This window comes from Oscillibacter sp. PEA192 (genome assembly GCF_003574015.1).
Lineage (GTDB): Bacteria > Bacillota > Clostridia > Oscillospirales > Oscillospiraceae > Oscillibacter > Oscillibacter welbionis.
This window is the reverse complement of the sequence record NZ_AP018532.1, coordinates 959,381-976,488: the sequence shown is the minus strand read 5'-3', so window position 1 is coordinate 976,488 and position 17,108 is coordinate 959,381. Positions and strand designations below refer to the sequence as shown.

At 57.9% G+C, this 17,108-nt stretch carries 13 protein-coding genes; 3 read left to right on the top strand and 10 right to left on the bottom strand.

The features are described 5' to 3' along the window. Window positions 1-10 precede the first annotated feature (10 nt). From DN611_RS04740 to DN611_RS04730, 3 genes are all read left to right on the top strand, one after another. Window positions 11-2,098, top strand: coding sequence for a glutamine synthetase III family protein (locus DN611_RS04740; RefSeq protein ID WP_119310768.1), 2,088 nt, complete (start codon window positions 11-13; stop codon window positions 2,096-2,098). 586 nt (window positions 2,099-2,684) lie between these two features. Then, window positions 2,685-3,413 (top strand): creatininase family protein, encoded by a 729-nt coding sequence (locus tag DN611_RS04735; protein WP_256264427.1) that lies wholly within the window; start codon window positions 2,685-2,687, stop codon window positions 3,411-3,413. A 267-nt stretch (window positions 3,414-3,680) separates the two neighbouring features. Next, window positions 3,681-4,058, top strand: coding sequence for a hypothetical protein (locus DN611_RS04730; protein WP_136891619.1), 378 nt, complete (start codon window positions 3,681-3,683; stop codon window positions 4,056-4,058). A 1,167-nt stretch (window positions 4,059-5,225) separates the two neighbouring features. Here DN611_RS04730 and DN611_RS04725 read toward each other — a convergent pair. The 10 genes from DN611_RS04725 to DN611_RS04680 form a co-directional block, all read right to left on the bottom strand. Then, complete coding sequence (locus DN611_RS04725; protein WP_021750429.1) at window positions 5,226-5,927, bottom strand: response regulator; 702 nt, start codon at window positions 5,925-5,927, stop codon at window positions 5,226-5,228. Next, window positions 5,920-8,565, bottom strand: coding sequence for a sensor histidine kinase (locus DN611_RS04720; protein ID WP_025543701.1), 2,646 nt, complete (start codon window positions 8,563-8,565; stop codon window positions 5,920-5,922). Before DN611_RS04720 ends, DN611_RS04725 begins: the two co-directional genes overlap by 8 nt. Window positions 8,566-8,605: 40 nt before the next feature. After that, on the bottom strand, window positions 8,606-9,097 hold the full coding sequence (locus tag DN611_RS04715) for a LysR family transcriptional regulator (protein WP_119310766.1): 492 nt from the start codon (window positions 9,095-9,097) through the stop codon (window positions 8,606-8,608). A gap of 36 nt (window positions 9,098-9,133) precedes the next feature. Continuing rightward, window positions 9,134-9,784, bottom strand: a complete 651-nt coding sequence (locus tag DN611_RS04710) for a potassium channel family protein (protein WP_025543703.1) — start codon at window positions 9,782-9,784, stop codon at window positions 9,134-9,136. A 26-nt stretch (window positions 9,785-9,810) separates the two neighbouring features. Next, entirely contained in the window at window positions 9,811-11,154 is a 1,344-nt protein-coding gene (locus DN611_RS04705; protein ID WP_119310765.1) for a potassium transporter TrkG, read from the bottom strand. Between the two features lie 103 nt (window positions 11,155-11,257). Next, window positions 11,258-11,452: a hypothetical protein gene (locus DN611_RS04700; RefSeq protein WP_025543705.1), complete on the bottom strand. Its 195-nt coding sequence runs from the start codon at window positions 11,450-11,452 to the stop codon at window positions 11,258-11,260. A 147-nt stretch (window positions 11,453-11,599) separates the two neighbouring features. Beyond that, a complete protein-coding gene (locus DN611_RS04695) occupies window positions 11,600-12,484 on the bottom strand; it encodes a hypothetical protein (RefSeq protein WP_025543706.1) in 885 nt (294 codons plus the stop codon). Window positions 12,485-12,524: 40 nt separating this feature from the next. Beyond that, window positions 12,525-13,208 (bottom strand): K(+)-transporting ATPase subunit C, encoded by a 684-nt coding sequence (gene kdpC / locus DN611_RS04690; protein ID WP_025543707.1) that lies wholly within the window; start codon window positions 13,206-13,208, stop codon window positions 12,525-12,527. A 15-nt stretch (window positions 13,209-13,223) separates the two neighbouring features. Then, on the bottom strand, window positions 13,224-15,284 hold the full coding sequence (gene kdpB / locus DN611_RS04685; protein ID WP_021750421.1) for a potassium-transporting ATPase subunit KdpB: 2,061 nt from the start codon (window positions 15,282-15,284) through the stop codon (window positions 13,224-13,226). Between the two features lie 15 nt (window positions 15,285-15,299). After that, the gene (locus DN611_RS04680) at window positions 15,300-17,105 is read right to left on the bottom strand and encodes a potassium-transporting ATPase subunit KdpA (RefSeq protein WP_021750420.1); all 1,806 of its coding nucleotides are present in this window, start codon (window positions 17,103-17,105) and stop codon (window positions 15,300-15,302) included. Between the last annotated feature and the right edge of the window lie 3 nt (window positions 17,106-17,108).

The following is a 17,108-nucleotide window of genomic DNA, read 5'->3' as shown; positions in this document are numbered from 1 at the left end:
GTTTTGTGTGATGTGTGAGACGAAGAAATTGCCGGAGCTGTTTGGGAGTCTGGTATTTAACGAAGGCACTATGAAGGAGCGTCTCTCCTCGGCGTCTTACAGCGCCTGGAAGAAGTGCGTGACGGAGGGGACGCCCCTGGACCTCTCCACCGCCAATGAGATCGCTGAGGCCATGAAGCAGTGGGCCGTGGAAAAAGGCGCCACCCATTTCACCCACTGGTTCCAGCCCATGACCGGCGTCACGGCGGAGAAGCACGACAGCTTCATCGCCCCTGTGGGCGGCGGAAAGATCATGATGGAATTCTCCGGCAAGGAGCTGATCCGGGGTGAACCGGATGCCTCCTCCTTCCCCTCCGGCGGTCTGCGGGCCACCTTTGAGGCCCGGGGCTACACCGCCTGGGATCCCACCTCCTTTGCCTTCATCAAGGAGGGCAGCCTGTGCATCCCCACCGTCTTCTGCTCCTACTCCGGCGAAGCCCTGGACAAGAAGACGCCTCTTCTGCGGTCCATGGACGAGGTCAGCCGCCAGGCGGTCCGCATCCTCCGGCTCTTCGGCGACACAGAGACGAAGCGGGTCACTGCCCAGGTAGGGCCGGAGCAGGAGTATTTTCTGATTGACAAGGCCCTCTATGAGAAGCGGGAGGACTTGCGAATGTGCGGCCGGACCCTGTTCGGCGCAAAGCCCCCCAGGGGGCAGGAGCTGGAGGACCATTACTTCGGTGCCATCCGCCCCAGAGTGGCCGCGTATATGAAGGATCTGGATGAGACGCTCTGGGCTCTCGGCGTCCTGTCTAAGACCAAGCACAACGAGGTAGCCCCTGCTCAGCATGAGATGGCGCCGGTGTTCTCCGATGCCAACTCCGCCTGCGACCAGAACCAGCTGGCCATGGAAATGATGAAGAAGGTGGCCGACCGCCACGGACTGGTGTGCCTGCTCCATGAGAAGCCCTTCGCGGGCGTCAACGGCTCCGGCAAGCATGACAACTGGTCCCTCTCCACCGACACGGGCAAGAACCTGTTCAAGCCCGGCTCCACCCCCCGGCAGAATGCCCAGTTCCTGCTGTTTTTGGCGGCCTTCGTCAAAGGTGTGGACGACTACCAGGACTTTCTCCGGGCCACGGTGGCCTTCCCCGGCAACGACCACCGGTTGGGCGCCCAGGAGGCACCGCCCGCCGTGCTCTCCATCTTCCTGGGAGACGAGCTCTCCGCTGTGGTGGACTCCATCATCAACGACACGGATTTCCAGAGCACCGGCAAGCGGACGCTGAAGATCGACGTGGACTCCCTGCCCGCTATCCCCCAGGATAACACGGATCGGAACCGCACCTCCCCCATGGCCTTTACCGGCAACAAGTTCGAGTTCCGGATGCTGGGCTCCTCCCAGTCCATCTCCGGTCCAAACATCACCCTGAACACCATCATGGCCGAGGAACTGGAACAGTTTGCGGACGAGCTGGAGGTATCCCGGGACTTCCAGGCCGACCTGGAGAAGCTGATCCGCCGGGTATTCACCGAGCATCAGCGGATCATCTTCAACGGCAACGGCTATGACGAGGCCTGGCTGGAGGAGGCCGGGAAGCGTGGCCTCTCCAACCTGACCTCCACCGCTGATGCTCTGCCCATGTACACCGCTCCCAAAAACGTGGATCTGTTTGTCAAGCACGGCATCTACACCAAGGAGGAGATCGAGGCCCGGGCGGAGATCCACATTGAGAACTACTCTACGGTCATCTGTATCGAGGCACGGACCATGACGGACATGATCCGCCGCCAAATCCTACCCGCCGTCTCCGCCTTTGCCGGGGACCTGTGCAGCCGGGCCGGTACCAAAAAGGACCTGGGTGCCTGCTGCCAGTATGAGGTCAGCACTGCCTGCCAGATCGGCAGCTTGACGGATGCCCTGATGGCCGCCTCCGACAAGCTGGAGACGGACCTGTCTGCAATTCCCGCGGACGCTGCGGAAGCTATGCGATACAGCCATGATGTGTTGATCCCCGATATGGATACCGCCCGGCGGGCTGCCGATCAGCTGGAGACCCTCACCAGCTCTGACCGCTGGCCTTTCCCCACCTACTCCGACCTGTTGTTCTCCGTCTGATCCGCAGCACAGTATTCGGCCCGGGGGCGGGAATTGCGGCGGCCTCCCCGGGTCGGCTGCCGGTGGCGGGGTGAATGTCGCCCTCCAGAAGTCTGGCCCATGTCTGGCCCCGGCCTTGGGCACCAGGGCCCCCTGGCGGCACGGGGCAGTATTTGTCATCAGAGGCGGGCAACAACCGGCCCGGGCCTTTTATGCGTACATCGGGTTCTGAATGGAAAAGCCCACCCGGCACCGGAAGCAGAACTGCCGGACCCGGACATCCAGCCCGATGTGGAGCCAATAGGCCCCTGCCCCTGTTCCTACCGTAGGCAGGCCCCCTTGTATTCCGGGAGTTCATTGCCGCGGCGGAGGCCAATCAAGAGACACAGCGACTTTTCAATTCTGAACCTGCCATTTCATGCACGGCACAGCCCTGTCCACCCAAATTGGTGGACAGGGCTGTGCTTTGGGATAACCAATCGTTTATAGCAGCACCGCGCAGTCTGTGTCCGGCCCCTTGTTGGCAAAGTGATGTCGTGACCATCTCCAGAGAGGAACGCCTTCGGAGTCGCTCTGCCAAATCGGGCGGGCACTCCAATACCCCCTTATGGAGAGGACTCAGTGCCAACACCTGGGCCAGAATGTTGCCGAAGACATCGAAGCGGCTCTCAGCATCCTTTTCCACCTCGCTGATCTCCTTGACCGGCTGCTTCATGCGCTTGGCTATCTCTTCTTCGATGTCCCGGACATAATACTGAATGGACAGCAGGTCCGCCGCCTCGCGGGCAACGGCCCTGCCAGACTGCAGAACCGTCGCTCAGCGGAGGGCTACTTCGTTCTGGCTTCCACCTGGTATGACTTCCTGCGGGACAACAAGAACGTGCTGGAGGACTTCATGTGGCACGCCGACGAGGCGGAGACCTCCATGGCGCTGTCCCTGTACGGCGACCTGGTCCACATGGACCTGGCCATCGACGGCGGCGGCACGCCCCTGGTGGACCCCAAGTGGAAGATGGCTCCCGGCGAGGCCTCTCACCGCTGGCAGTTCTACGGCGCTGAGGGCACCTTCGCGCTGCTGGAGAAGGACGACCTGGATTACGGCGTCATCGGCAACCCCACCAAGGCCACCAAGGAGAAGGGCGACAAGCTGCTGGTGGAGGCCGTTGTGGAGGGCTACAGTGAGCTGATCAAGGAGCTGCTGGAGACCCATCCTGTGGGCAAGAACCCCCTGGGCTTCCGCAATCCCCTGGGCTACAACGGCTTCAACGGCGGCGCCTATCCCACCTTCGACAAGGACCACGACGAGAAGGGCCGACCCACCTACTACAAGAAGTAACTCCAGTATTCAGAACAGGCAGAAAGACTTTCCGTTTTCTGCCTGCTCTGGCTTTCCGAAGATGCCAGATTTCAGGTGTGCTCAGCAGACTCCCCGCTCTTCTCTCAGCGCGATGTATGATGACCGGGGTGTGTTTGACGCCTATCTGTTTTTAGATGCAAGCCCTGATATTGTTATGGTAGATCCCTGCATGATCTGCCCTCCTCCCGCAAGATTTTAGGTCGCAGGAATGGGTGACGCAATGGTGACATGGTTTGAAACCGGGGCTTGCCTGCACTCGAGAAGCAACAGCCGCGTCGGGGGGCCTCCGGCCATCGCGGATATATGGTTGGCCACCCTCTGCCGGAGAACGGCTATGCGGCAACATTCGCAGGAGAACGCAAGATCTGCACATCTGCCACGGACAACATCATTGAGGTCAGCACCCATCCATCCGGCGTCGGTTTTGAGCGCGGCATTCTAGCGGTGACTCACAGCATCCGGAAATGCTATGCCCTTATTCCTGAGCTGCACAGAATTCTCCACGGCAAGCTGATTCCCTTCTGCACGATTGTTCAGTCGGTACCCAAAAACGCACCGAAAGCAGAAATTGCAGATGCGCTCTTGACTGCAGATACGGCAGGAAGCATTTTTAAGAACAGATAACCCCCAGACTGCTCTCCTTGTTTTTCTGCAGGAAGACGATCAATAATCATCGAACACACAATATCGCTAGGTGCCTATTGCGAAAAAACCGCTCCGCGCGGTACTGCGGCTTTTCCCTGCGCAGCTAATCAAGGTTATATTCAACAATTTGTAGCTGGGCAAATTTATTCCATATTGGCATCATAACGTTGAATGGTTTTTCCTTCTGAATAGACACATGTGTGGTTCTTTTCAAGCTGCGGGTTGGACAGCGCAATTTACTTCCATAAGCAGCTCAATGTTCTCTCTGGTATGACACCGCGGGAATACCGTGCCAATCACTCCACGCAAGTATGCGGTCCTTTGATAGGGCCGGCAGTATGACAACAGTTCATACAGTCCCTTCATCGTGTTTTGGCCGCCTTTTTACTTGGTTGTACCATGGGGCCCCGTATAAACTTTATTTTTATCCTCTTTAACCGCTCTCAATAGTATCCATCTCACAGCAAAGGAAGCCTGCCCCTTTCGGGACAGGCTTCCTCCTTCTCACAGAGCCTCCAGTTTCTGCGCATACGCCTCCCAGTTGATTTGTCGGCTCTTAAAAACTTGGAACCCCAATTTCCCCATCACGCCGGATAGGCCAGACAGGCAGCAGAAACAACCGCTCTTACGTTTCTCATCAGCCGGAATGCCCTGTACCTGCGGTAAAGACCGCTGCCGGGACGCCTCTGCCTCATGAACGCCGGGGCTGTCTCTTTCGCCTTTGTCACACTGTCGGATGGGACATCCCCCGCAGCTCCAATTTGTCAGTGGGCCGTTTTTCATAGCCGCAGACAAGGACCGCCGAAAATTTTTAATTTTCGGCGGTCCTTGGTGCGCCCAGCTGCATTCGAGGCAATGGTCTGCAAAGTTGGAGTTCTCAGTCCGTCAAAGAGAAACTCATTGGAGCACAAGGGGTTCCGTGGAGTTGCACAAATTTCGGCACATTGAGGAGAAGTACCCGGAACCGTTGCACCGCAACAGCTCCGGGTTATTTACAAATAGGTGTCAAACAGTCGTCCAGGCAATTTTTTTCAATCTCGACTCATTTATGCCCATGGAATCCAGTATTTCAAGTGCCGCAAAATGCATCACACATCACATGAAGAATAAAACGATCTTTTCACTGAAATTGGAATGCATCCGCTGTTACTCCACCTTTAGCATCCGGTACCCTACTCCAATGTGCGTCTGAATATATTGCGGAGAATCCGGATCCCGTTCCAACTTCTTGCGCAGGGTGGCCATATAGACCCGGAGAGATGCCACATCGTTTTCCCAACTCCTGCCCCAGATCTGCTGGGCGATGAAGGTGTGCGTCAACACTTTGCCCACATTCTTGCACAGCAGGCATAGCAGCTTGTACTCACTGGGCGTCAGATGCAGTTCCTCTTCGCCCAGAAACGCGCACCCCGCAGCATAATCCACCTTCAGCCTGCCGTTGGTGAATACAGCGCCTTCGTTCACCACTCCGGCCTGCAGGGTAGCCAGCCTGCGCTGGGTTACCCGCAGACGGGCCAACAGTTCCTCCACGGAGAACGGCTTGGTCAGATAGTCATCTGCCCCGGCATCCAGCGCCTCAATCTTATCCGTGTCCTCGCTGCGGGCGCTAATCACAATAATCGGCAGATTCGACCAGGTGCGGACACGGTGAATCACCTCTACGCCATCCAGATCCGGCAGTCCCAAATCCAACAGCATGATGTCCGGATTGTGCGAACTGGCTTCCAGAATAGCGGATTCCCCGTTGGCCGCAGAGAGAAAACGGTAATCGTGCGCCCGCAGAGTCGTTGTGATCAGACTGCGGACAGGCGCATCGTCCTCCACGACCAAAATCAAGGGTTTATTCATGCAATTCAACCTCCTCAATTGGTATGGTAAACGTAAAAACTGTCCCATGGGGCGCGTGGTCAGCCACCGTGATCTCCCCGCCATGGGCCGTGATGATAGACTTGCACAGCGCCAGCCCCAGCCCCATGCTGCGACGGCTGTCGGCAATCCGGTTCGAGGCGCTGTAGAACATGTCAAAAACGCGGGGTTTTGCCGAGTCAGGAATGCCCGGGCCGTTGTCAGCAACCGACAGTGCGGCGAACCGCCCCTGCCGCTCCCAGCTAATCTCAATGTCAGAGCCAGGCGGCGTGTACTTGATCGCATTGTCCACGATATTGATGATGACCTGCACGATCAAATGCGCGTCCATCTGCGCCAGCAGGTACTCGTCGCCGCTCTGGATATGCAGATGGTGCTCCGCGCTTCTGCGGTTGATGTGCCGCAGCGCCTCAGCCACCACTTCACCTATCAGCTCTGTGGACAGGTGCAGATTCATCTGCCCTCCCTCCAGGCGGCTGACGGATAATAGATTCTCCACCAGATTGATGAGCCACATGGCGTCGTCATAAATATCCACATACATCTGATGCTTGGTCTTTGCGTCAAACATATCTCCGTTGGAGAGAAGGTTGCTGGCATTTCCGGAGATGGAGGTGAGCGGTGTGCGCAGGTCGTGGGAAATCGAGCGGAGCAGATTGGCCCGCAGCTGCTCGTTCTTGGCCAGGACCGCAGCCGCCTCTTTCTCCTCCAGGTTTTTCTGGTTTTCCATAGCGAGGGCGCACTCCCCCAGGATCGAGAGGAGCAGTCCGCCTTCAAAGGAATCCATCTCCTCGCCAGAGGCCGCGACGCCTATGACCCCATATACCTGTTCTGCGGTCCGGACGGCCAGATATGTGCAGCACGCATCCGAAAACGTCTCCGTCCCGGCGCCCGCCCGCTTGTTGTTGGTCAGAACCCACTGGGCCGCCTGATGCTCCGATGCGGCGGAGTATTTGCTTTCGGAAAACGCATCATCAACCGGAAAGATCTTCGGCGCGTCCAGCTGTCCCTGATCTGACCGATAGGTGACAATATCGCGCTGAAAAATCTTCAGCAGCTGCCGTGCGGTGACAGAAAGGATCTCGTCCTGGGTTCCGGCCTTCTGCAATTCCTGATTCGTTTCAAACAAAAGCTTGGTCCGCCATGCCAGCTGGGCTGAGTGCTTCGCCAGAGATTTCAGCTTGGCGGCCAGAGAGCCTGTAAGAAGGGATGCCAGAAACATGACCAAAAATGTGACCATATAGTCGCTGGCGTAGATATGCAGTGAAAATCTTGGCTCCGTAAAAAAGAAGTTAAACGCCAAGACGCCCACAACCGAGTTCAGAAAGCTGCAAACCGCGCTCTTTGTGAAGATAGAGGTCAGCATCACCCCCAGGATATAGACTGTGATGATATTGGCCTCGCTCAAGCCCAGATAATAGAAGATAAGGCCCACCAGCGTAGACAGCACCAGGAGCAGAGTGCTTTTCAGCAAATCCAGGAGGGGGACCGCGGGTGCATACAGCTCTTTTTTGTAATGGGAGGCAAACCGCCTTGCTGTTCCAGTGTCAGGAATGATGTGGATGTCCAGTTCCGGTGTGAGCTCAACCAGCCGTTCCGTCAGCGAGGGCTTCCAAAACAGGATGCGGTTGGAAGTCTCTCCACGGCCCAGCACAATCTTGGTCACGCCGGACAGCCTGGAAAATTCGGCGATCTGGTAGGCCACGTCATCGCCATATACCGTCTCGACGGATGCACCCAGTTGTTGAGCCAAACGCAGATTGGCCCTCAGACGGTTCCGATCCGGCTGCGGTATGGACTGAAAATTTTTTGTCTCAACAAACAGCGCCGTAAAGCCGCAGCGGAACGCGTCGGCCATCCGGGCAGCCGTTCGGATGACACGTTCATTGGAAGGTGCTGCGGAAAGGCAGACCAGGACATGCTCCCGGGTCCGGTACCTCTCTCCGCCCCGGCTCTTTTGTGTATCCAGAGCCGTCCGGTCCGCGCAGCGGCGAAGGGCAAGCTCCCGAAGCGCGCTCAATTTGGGCTGTGAATATTCAGACAGCAGATCCGTCCGGTCCTGCCGGATCAGGCGTTCCCGCAGGTCTTCCGGTTCACAGTCCACGAATTCCACGCGCGCGGCCTGATCGAACACCCTGTCCGGAATCCGCTCCTCGGCCGGAGCGCCCAAAATTTCGGAAACGGTGTCCTGAATACTCTCAATGTGCTGTACATCCAGCGTCGTATAGATATCAATCCCTGCCTGCAGCAGTTCTTCAATATCCTGGCAGCGTTTTCTGTGGCGGGAGCCGCCCGCGTTTTCATGAGAGAGCTCGTCGATCAAGAGAAGCCTTGGGCCGCGCTTCAGACAGGCATCCACGTCAAGCTCATAAACGGTCTTCCCCGCCTCCGAAAACGCTTTGAGCGGCAGCGTCTCAAAGCCATCCGCCAAGATCTGCGTCTGCGGCCATTGGCTGCAGGAGAGCAGGCCGACGGCAACATCCTCTCCAGCCCGCACGGCGCGGCCGGCAGCCTCCAGCATCCGGTAGGTCTTTCCCGTGCCGGAGAAATAACCGGCAAAAATCGTAAGGGATCCTTTCCGCCTCCGCTCTCCCCGTCCGACCTGCGCAGAAGTCTCCATATTACCGCCTCCCTTCAAACGGCTCTATTATAGCACGTTTCTACGGTTTCTGTTCACAAATTCTCTGAACAAATTCCGCAGCCAGGGAAGCAGATGTATTCTGTTTCAGCAATATCCTTTGCCGCCGCACGCTTGTGTCGATAGATGACAAGGTCGTGCAATCCTCCACCGCCCGGAAAGAAACCGGCGAAAACAGAAAGTCTCTGCTTTCAAACGCCGCTCCGCCCCCTGTCTCACCGGGGAGAATCGCAACGTCCACATTGCCTGTGCTGAGACATCCCAAAACCTCCGCTTCTCTTCCGAAGGACAGCTCACACCACAAGTCCGGGTGCTGCTCCTTAAGCGCCGACACAGTTTTAAAAACAGGCTGCATCACACAGGGGTCCGATGCCGCGATCTTCAAGCACTCGGCATGCTGCCGCCCCTCCTGCTCTGCCCGCGCCGCATTCAGAAACCTGTCAACCCTTCCCATCATCCAGAAACCGACCAGCGCAAACACGAGAAGGCCGCCAAGCAAAATCATATACTCCATCCCAACCTGTCCTTTCCATGCCTGGAGCCGCAGCCGCTAGATGTGGAAGCATTTTTGAACGTTCTGGTTTGTTCCCAAAACCAGCATGGTGCTGTTGGCCGGGAGACAGGTCTCCGGCGTAATGACCGTCATGGCGAAGTGTCCGTTCTGCTTGATGGCCAGTATGCTCACATGATGCCGTTTCCTGACATCCAGCTGGCCGATGGTCTTGCCGACCCAGTTATCCGGAACCTGAATCTCAAAGATGGCATGATCGTCCCCCAGCGCGATATAGTCCGAAATATTATCCGAGCTGTATCGGATGGCGGTCCAGACCGCGATCTGCCGCTCTGGGTAGACGACCTCGTCCGCCCCGTTTCGCAGCAGGAATTTGGCCTGAATGTCCCGTGCGGCCCGGGCCACCACCTTTTTCGCCCCCGCCTCCTTCAGCAGGGAAGCCGTCTCCAGAGAACTCTGGAAATTATCGCCGATAGCGACGATACATACATCAAAGTTTCGCACCCCCAAAGAGGCCAAAAATTCCTCGTTTGTGCTGTCTCCGATCTGGGCGCTGGTCACATAGGGCAAAATCCGGTTGACTTTTTCCTCGTCCTGATCCACCGCCATCACCTGATGGTTCAATTCGTGGAGCTTCATGGCCACATGGCGGCCGAAGCGGCCTAAACCGATCAGCAAAATTGTCTTCATGTATTTCATCCTCTTTATTTACAGATTCACCCTACCGTAATCCGCTCCTGCGGCAGTCGGGCGCTGGAATTCTGGGTGCTGGAAAGGGCAGCGAATATCAGCGTCAGCCCCCCTACCCGTCCAAAGAACATCAGGCCGATCAAAATCAGGCGTGAGACCGTATGCAGCTGCGGCGTCAGTCCCAAGGACAGGCCCACAGTTCCGATGGCCGAAGCCGTTTCAAACAGGCTGTCCAGAATAGGCTGCCCCTCCATTCGGCTGATTACCAGTCCTCCGGCCAGAAACAGCCCCAGATACATCGCAAAAATTGTCGCCGCTTGGGAGATGGTCTCTTTGGAGATCCGGCGGTTAAAGAAATGCGGATACTCATTGCGCCGAAAAACCGCCAGCGCGTTCGCCAGAAGAACCGCCAGCGTTGTCGTTTTCATGCCGCCCGCAGTGGAGCCTGGCGAACCACCTATGAGCATCAGCATGGTGATAATCGTCTGCCCGCTTTCGCTCATAGCGGTCAAATCCGCCGTATTAAAACCCGCAGTTCGGGGCGTGACCGCCTGGAAAAAGGATAAGAGGAGTCGCTTCCCCACAGGCTCCCGCGCAAACTCGAACAGGAAGAAATAGATGCCGGGAAGCAGAATCAGACTGCCGGTGACCACCAGAATCACCTTGCTCTGCATCCGGTATCTGGTTATGTGCAGGCGGTTCGTACGGATGTCATCCCAAGTCAAGAATCCAATGCCGCCGATGATAATTAGCAGCGGGATCGCAACGGAGACCACCGGGTTGTCCGCGTAATCCACAAGAGACGAAAAGGGCTCCTTGATCCCCATCAAGTCGAATCCCGCATTGCAAAAGGCGGAAATAGAGTGAAACAGGGCATACCAAAGTCCCTTTATCAAGCCGAATTCCTGCCAGAAAACGGGGAACAGCGCGGCAGCCCCCAACAGCTCTACCACCAAGGCAGTTTTCAGGATAAAACCTGTCAGGCGCACGACCCCGCCCACATTCGGCGCAGCGATGGCCTCCTGCATCGTGCTGCGCTGCATCAGGCCGATCCGGCGCCCGGAGAGGATACCGAAAGCACCGGCCACGGTTACCACCCCAAGGCCCCCGATCTGGATAAGCAATACGATGATGAACTGTCCGAAATTCGACCAGTAAGTAGCAGTGTCGTGAACAACCAGGCCTGTCACGCATACCGCCGACGTGGCAGTAAACAGAGCATCCGAAAACGGCGTGACAACACCTTCTTTTGTGGCAACCGGAAGCATCAGCAGGAAGCTCCCCAGCAGAATCACCAAGAGAAATCCGAATATGATGATCCGAAACGGAGACGACCAGCTTTTATGAAAAGGCCGCTGCGTAAGCCCCACCCCTTAATATGTCTTTATGGAGTCTTAATCACATTATCCACTTTTCGTCTTAAAGGGGCATTAATTTTTAAGGGCTCGTATTAAAATTGTATTAAGGCCCTCTTCACAGGTACCCAAACGCCAAGGCCAGCGGCAGTACAAGAACGGTGGAGCAAATACATACCGCCGACAGCGTCACCAGAGGCATCCCGATAAAAATCAATAGAAATCCAAGGATCTTGTGTTGAAGCAGGAAATGCTCCACGAGCCCATCACACATGCGCTCAAAATGCAGGAGCCTCGTTTTCCAGGTCATCATAATCATCCCTTCCTTTGACCTTATCATACTGCTTTTCAGCTTAAATCGGGAAAAAGAAAGCGTTTCCCGTATTAAGGAATCATAAGAGGCTGAAAGGCGAACCGGATGTACCGGTCCGCCTTTCAGCCTTATTTCAGAATCTCTCGGTCATTGGTTGAGCGGGAACAGGACTTTCATCAGCACCTGCTCTGCCGCCTCGGAATGGTCTACACCGAAATAGATGCGGTGTCCTTCCTTGTCCAGCAGCTCAAATTGTCCGTCCTTACAGAAAAAGCGAATGTTCTCTTCCTCCAGAACACGATAGAGCGCTAAATGCCACTCGATCCAGTTTGGAACAGCTCCCTGGAGCATTGCATCTCTGAGCCATTCGAATTCCGGCAGAAATAGCCGCTTTCCCAAAAACATCCGCCACAGTTCGCATTTCTGCTGAAGCGTCAGTCCGGAAAGCCATCCGACCGGGTCCGCGCTCTCCTCTTCTTCAAGTGAGACATAGCAATAGGAGAGTGTCCGGTCAATTCTTGCCAGCCGCTGCTGTTCCAGAAAATCGGCGTACTCCCACTCCAGGGCCACGGCAGCAGACTTTTTCTCCACCGCGTCCAGCAAACGGAACATACAGTCCGCCGCCAGAGGATCCGGGAACTTCACGCAGAAGTACAGGTCTCTCAATTCCGCACATGGAATCCCGGAGACGTTCTTCTGCTGGATAGTGGGGGCTGTCCCCTCCTTTGTGAAGGACAGCTCGACCAGCTCATCCTGGCTTCCCATTCCAAATACCTGCACAGGCCATGCCTGATTGATCGCATAGATCAGCGGGCCGAAAATCTGTGCAAACTCCGCAACCGGGAACGTCAGCACCTCATAGCCGAACTGCAGGTACGGCTCCTCACTTTTGCAAAAGATTCTGGGACTCTGGCCGATCCAGTCCTTTATGGACTCCGCCAGGCAAATCATCAGCCACGCCGGGGTCTCGTTCGTAACAGTGACCTGCGGCTCATACCGCTTTTCCAGCGTTTTCTCAAAATGAAACTGCATACCAGTGTCCTCTGCCCAAGAAGGCATCCGGGGCCCGTGATTACTTGGAGATCTCGCCCACCAGGCCCATGGCCAGGGCGATGTCCAGATTCACGCCCAGCACGTTGACGGTCTCCTCTCCGAACACGCCCAGGGTCTTGCCCTTGGTGTTGTCGGCGATGATCTGGCGCACCTCATCCTCACTGAGGCCGGAGGCCTCCACAATGCGGGGAATCTGCACCTCCGCAGAGGCGGGAGAGATGTGGGGATCCAAGCCGGAGCCGGAGGCAGTCATCAGGTCAGTGGGGATATCCTCCCGGCTGACACCGGGATTCTTCTCCAGGAATTCCTCGATGTCCGCTTCCACCCGCTCCGTCAGGGCGGGGTTGGAGGGGGCGTAGTTGTTGGAGCCGGAGCTCAGGCCGGCGAATTCAGAACCGTCGTTGTAGTACTGCTCCACCTGGCCGTCGCCGTCGGTGTCCTCTTCATAGTAAGTATTGTAATTGTACGCGGAGGGACGGCACCACATAAAGTAATCCTCGGTGAAGTCCTGACCCACGTTCTTGGCGCCCACGGCGATGCCGTCTGCCGTCACCAGAGAGCCCTTGGCCTGGCTGGGGAAAATCACAGCAGAGAGGCCGCTGAGCAGCACCGGAAATACCAGGCCGCACAGCACCAGCAATACCACGGTGACCAGAACGGCCTGCCGGATATTGTGGCCAATGCCATGTTTCTTCTCGTTCATCATTCAGGTTCCTCCTTACATACCAAAGCCGAGGGCAGCCAGCACCGGGGCGATGATCAGGTCAATGATCTTGATGCCCACGAAGGGGGCGATGATGCCGCCCAGGCCGTAGATCATCATGTTCCGGCCCAGCATCTTCCCGGAGGACATGGGGCGGTACTTGACGCCCTTCATGGCCAGGGGGATCAGGCAGGGGATGATAATGGCGTTGAAGATCAGCGCGGACAGGATGGCGCTGTAAGAGGTCGCCAGCCCCATGATGTTCAGCACGTTCAGCTCAGGAACAGCCAGCTTGAACATGGCCGGGATGATGGCGAAGTACTTGGCCACGTCGTTCGCGATGGAGAAGGTGGTCAGGGAGCCGCGGGTGATCAGCAGTTGCTTGCCGATCTCCACCACTTCCAGGATCTTGGTGGGGTCGGAATCCAGGTCCACCATGTTGGCCGCTTCCTTGGCGGCAGTGGTGCCGGAGTTCATGGCCAGGCCCACGTTGGCCTGTGCCAGGGCGGGGGCGTCGTTGGTTCCGTCGCCGGTCATGGCGACGATCTTGCCCTCGGCCTGCTCCTTCTTGATCAGGGCGATCTTGTCCTCAGGCTTGCACTCTGCCACAAAGCCGTCCACGCCGGCTTCCTTGGCGATGGTGGCCGCGGTCAGGGGGTTGTCGCCGGTGCACATGATGGTCTTGATGCCGATGGCCCGCAGGCGCTCGAACCGCTCCACCATGCCGGGCTTCACCGTATCCTTCAGGTAGATGACGCCCAGGACCTTGTTGTTCTCGCACACCACCAGAGGCGTGCCGCCCAGGGAGGAGACCTCCTCCACATGGGTGCGGAGATCCGCGGGGACCTTGCCGCCGTTTTCCTTCACATACTGCTCAATGGCGTCGCTGGCGCCCTTGCGCACCTTGGTGCCGTCAGGCAGGTCCACGCCGCTCATGCGGGTCTGGGCCGTGAACTCCAGGAAGCTGGAACCCGCGGGCTCCACGCTGTTATCGCCGAGGCGGCGGGCCAGCTCCAGAGTGGACTTGCCCTCCGGGGTGTCATCGTGGAGACTGGTGAGGGCCGCGCAGCGGATCAGATCGCTGCGGCTGGCGCCCTCCACCGGGAAGAAGTCGGCGGCCAAGCGGTTGCCGAAGGTGATGGTGCCGGTCTTATCCAGGATCATGGTATCCACGTCGCCGCAGGCCTCCACTGCCTTGCCGCTCATGGCAATGACGTTGAAGCGGGTGACACGGTCCATGCCCGCGATGCCGATGGCGGACAGCAGGCCGCCGATGGTGGTGGGGATCAAGCAGACCAGCAGGGCGATCAGGGTGGAGACGGGGATCTGTACGCCGCTGTATACGGCGAAGGGATACATGGTCACCACCACGATCAGGAAGATGATGGTCAGGGACACCAGCAGGGTGTTCAGTGCGATCTCATTGGGGGTCTTTTTGCGGCTGGCGCCCTCCACCAGGGCGATCATCCGGTCCAGGAAGCTGTTGCCCGGCTCGGAGGTGATGCGGATCTTCAGCCAGTCAGACACCAGCGTGGTGCCGCCGGTGACGGAGCAGAAGTCGCCGCCGCTCTCGCGGACCACGGGGGCGGACTCGCCGGTGATGGCGGACTCATCCACGGAGGCGATGCCCTCAATGACCTCGCCGTCGCCGGGGATGACCTCGCCAGCCACCACCAGAACGATGTCGCCCTTTTTCAGCTCACTGGAACGGACGATGGTCTCGCTGCCGTCCTCATGGAGCAGGTGGGCTTCCGTGTCCTTCTGTGTCTTTTTCAGGCTGGCGGCCTGGGCCTTGCCCCGGCCTTCCGCCACAGCCTCGGCGAAGTTGGCGAACAGCACCGTGATGAACAGGATCACGCATACGATGATGTCGTAGATCCGCAGGGAGCCTGCGTCCACGTCCCCGAACAGGCCGGGGAAGAAGGAGAGCAGCAGGGTGATGAAGCAGCCGATCTCCACCACAAACATCACGGGGTTACGCATCATATAGCGGGGATTGAGCTTGACGAACGCGCCCTTCACCGCCCCCCGGAGGATCTCCGGGGTGATAAATTTCTTATTTTGTTTCTTACTCATATGAAAACGCCCTCCTTAGGCCCACAGGGTCAGATGCTCTGCGATGGGGCCAAGCGCCAGCGCGGGGAAGAAGGTCAGCGCTGCGAAGATGTAGACTACGAACACCAAGATCACAGCGAAGGACAGGGTGTCCGTGCGCAGGGTGCCCACGGTCTCGTTGACAAACCGCTTGCGCATCAGGGAACCGGCGATGGCCAGCTGGATCACGATGGACAGGTACCGGCCGAAGAACATGGCCAGGCCTGCGGTGATGTTCCAGAAGTAGCTGTTGTCTGCCAGACCCTCAAAGCCGGAGCCGTTGTTGGCCGCGGAAGAGGCGTACTCATACAGCACCTGGCTCAGGCCGTGGAAACCCGGGTTGGTGATTCCCTCCAGGCCGCCGGAGGTGGAGACCGCCAGCGCGGAGAAGAACAGGATCAGGAAGGGATGGATGATGATGCACAGCGCGGTGAGCTTCATCTCCCGGCCCTCGATCTTCTTGCCCAGGTATTCGGGCGTACGGCCAATCATCAGGCCGCAGATGAACACTGCCAGGATGGCGTACATAATCATGTTCATCAGGCCGACGCCCTTGCCGCCGAAGACCACGTTCAGCATCATGTGCAGCAAGGGGATCATGCCGCCCAGAGGCGTCAGGGTATCGTGCATGTTGTTGACGGTGCCGGTGGTGAAAGAGGTCGTGGTGGTGGTGAACATGGCCGACTGGGCGATGCCGAACCGGACCTCCTTGCCCTCCATGCTGCCCATGGACTGATCCAGGCCGATCTTTGCCAGAGCCGGGTTGCCCTGGAGCTCCGACCAGTAGCACACGCCCAGGCCGACCAGGAAGATGATACCCATGGCCAGGAAGATCGTGCGGCCCTCCCAGCCGTAGATGGACGCCGTCAGGCTGTGGTCCTTCAGGCGGGGGCCCTGCTCAGCTCCGCCCGCAGACAGCTGGCCGGCGGATTCGCTGCCGGCCAGCGCCTTGTCGCCGGCGGCATCCTTCTTCTTGCGGCCGCGCACCATCTTGCCGAAGGTGATGACGCAGGCGCCGGGGAAGAGCATCATGGAGTACAGCTCGATCATGTCAGAGATGATCGTGGGGTTCTCCAGCGGGGTGGTGGAGTTTGCGCCCAGGAAGCCGCCGCCGTTGGTGCCCAGGTGCTTGATGATCTCAAGTGCGGCGATGGGACCCATGGCGATGGTCTGGAAGGTGCCCTCCAGTGTATTCACCACGATGTTGGCGTCGAAGTTCTGGGGCACGCCCTGCCACACCAGCAGCAGGCCGCCCACGATGGAGAACGGCAGCAGCAGGCGGGTGGTGATGCGGGTCAGGTCGGCGAAGAAGTTGCCCACGTCGTCCTTGGTCTTGCCGGTCAGCCCGCGGATGAACGCGATGCAGGCAGCGTAGCCGCTGGCGGCAGAGACGAACATCATGAAGATGATGACCAGCATCTGGCTTAAGTAGCTCAGTCCGGACTCGCCGGAGTAATGCTGCAGGTTCGTGTTGGTCATGAAGCTGATGATGGTGTTGAACGCCAGGGTCGGCTCCATGTTGCCGATGCTGTTGGGGTTGAAGATCCCGACGCTCTGAATGCGCAGGATCAGGTAGCCGATGGCCACCATGACCGCGTTGGTTCCCACCAGAGCCAGAGCGTACTGTCTCCAGTTCATACCCTGATGGGGATTCACGCCGCCGATTTTGTAAATGACGCCGTCCAGACGGTCAAAGACCGGGTCGGCCAGTGTGTGGTTCCATGTGGCGATATGATACATATACCGTCCAACCGGAATGACAATGATCAGAAAGATGATGATTGTCAGCGCCAGCTGCAACATATC

What these genes read in the sequence shown, in the direction of transcription:
- DN611_RS04740 (WP_119310768.1), top strand. Translation starts at nt 11, where the DNA reads ATGTGTGAGACGAAGAAATTGCCGGAGCTGTTTGGGAGTCTGGTATTT.
- DN611_RS04735 (WP_256264427.1), top strand. Translation starts at nt 2,685, where the DNA reads ATGGAGAGGACTCAGTGCCAACACCTGGGCCAGAATGTTGCCGAAGAC.
- DN611_RS04725 (WP_021750429.1), bottom strand. Translation starts at nt 5,927, where the DNA reads ATGAATAAACCCTTGATTTTGGTCGTGGAGGACGATGCGCCTGTCCGC.
- DN611_RS04720 (WP_025543701.1), bottom strand. Translation starts at nt 8,565, where the DNA reads ATGGAGACTTCTGCGCAGGTCGGACGGGGAGAGCGGAGGCGGAAAGGA.
- DN611_RS04715 (WP_119310766.1), bottom strand. Translation starts at nt 9,097, where the DNA reads ATGGAGTATATGATTTTGCTTGGCGGCCTTCTCGTGTTTGCGCTGGTC.
- DN611_RS04710 (WP_025543703.1), bottom strand. Translation starts at nt 9,784, where the DNA reads ATGAAGACAATTTTGCTGATCGGTTTAGGCCGCTTCGGCCGCCATGTG.
- DN611_RS04700 (WP_025543705.1), bottom strand. Translation starts at nt 11,452, where the DNA reads ATGATGACCTGGAAAACGAGGCTCCTGCATTTTGAGCGCATGTGTGAT.
- DN611_RS04695 (WP_025543706.1), bottom strand. Translation starts at nt 12,484, where the DNA reads ATGCAGTTTCATTTTGAGAAAACGCTGGAAAAGCGGTATGAGCCGCAG.
- kdpC (WP_025543707.1), bottom strand. Translation starts at nt 13,208, where the DNA reads ATGAACGAGAAGAAACATGGCATTGGCCACAATATCCGGCAGGCCGTT.
- kdpB (WP_021750421.1), bottom strand. Translation starts at nt 15,284, where the DNA reads ATGAGTAAGAAACAAAATAAGAAATTTATCACCCCGGAGATCCTCCGG.
- DN611_RS04680 (WP_021750420.1), bottom strand. Translation starts at nt 17,105, where the DNA reads ATGTTGCAGCTGGCGCTGACAATCATCATCTTTCTGATCATTGTCATT.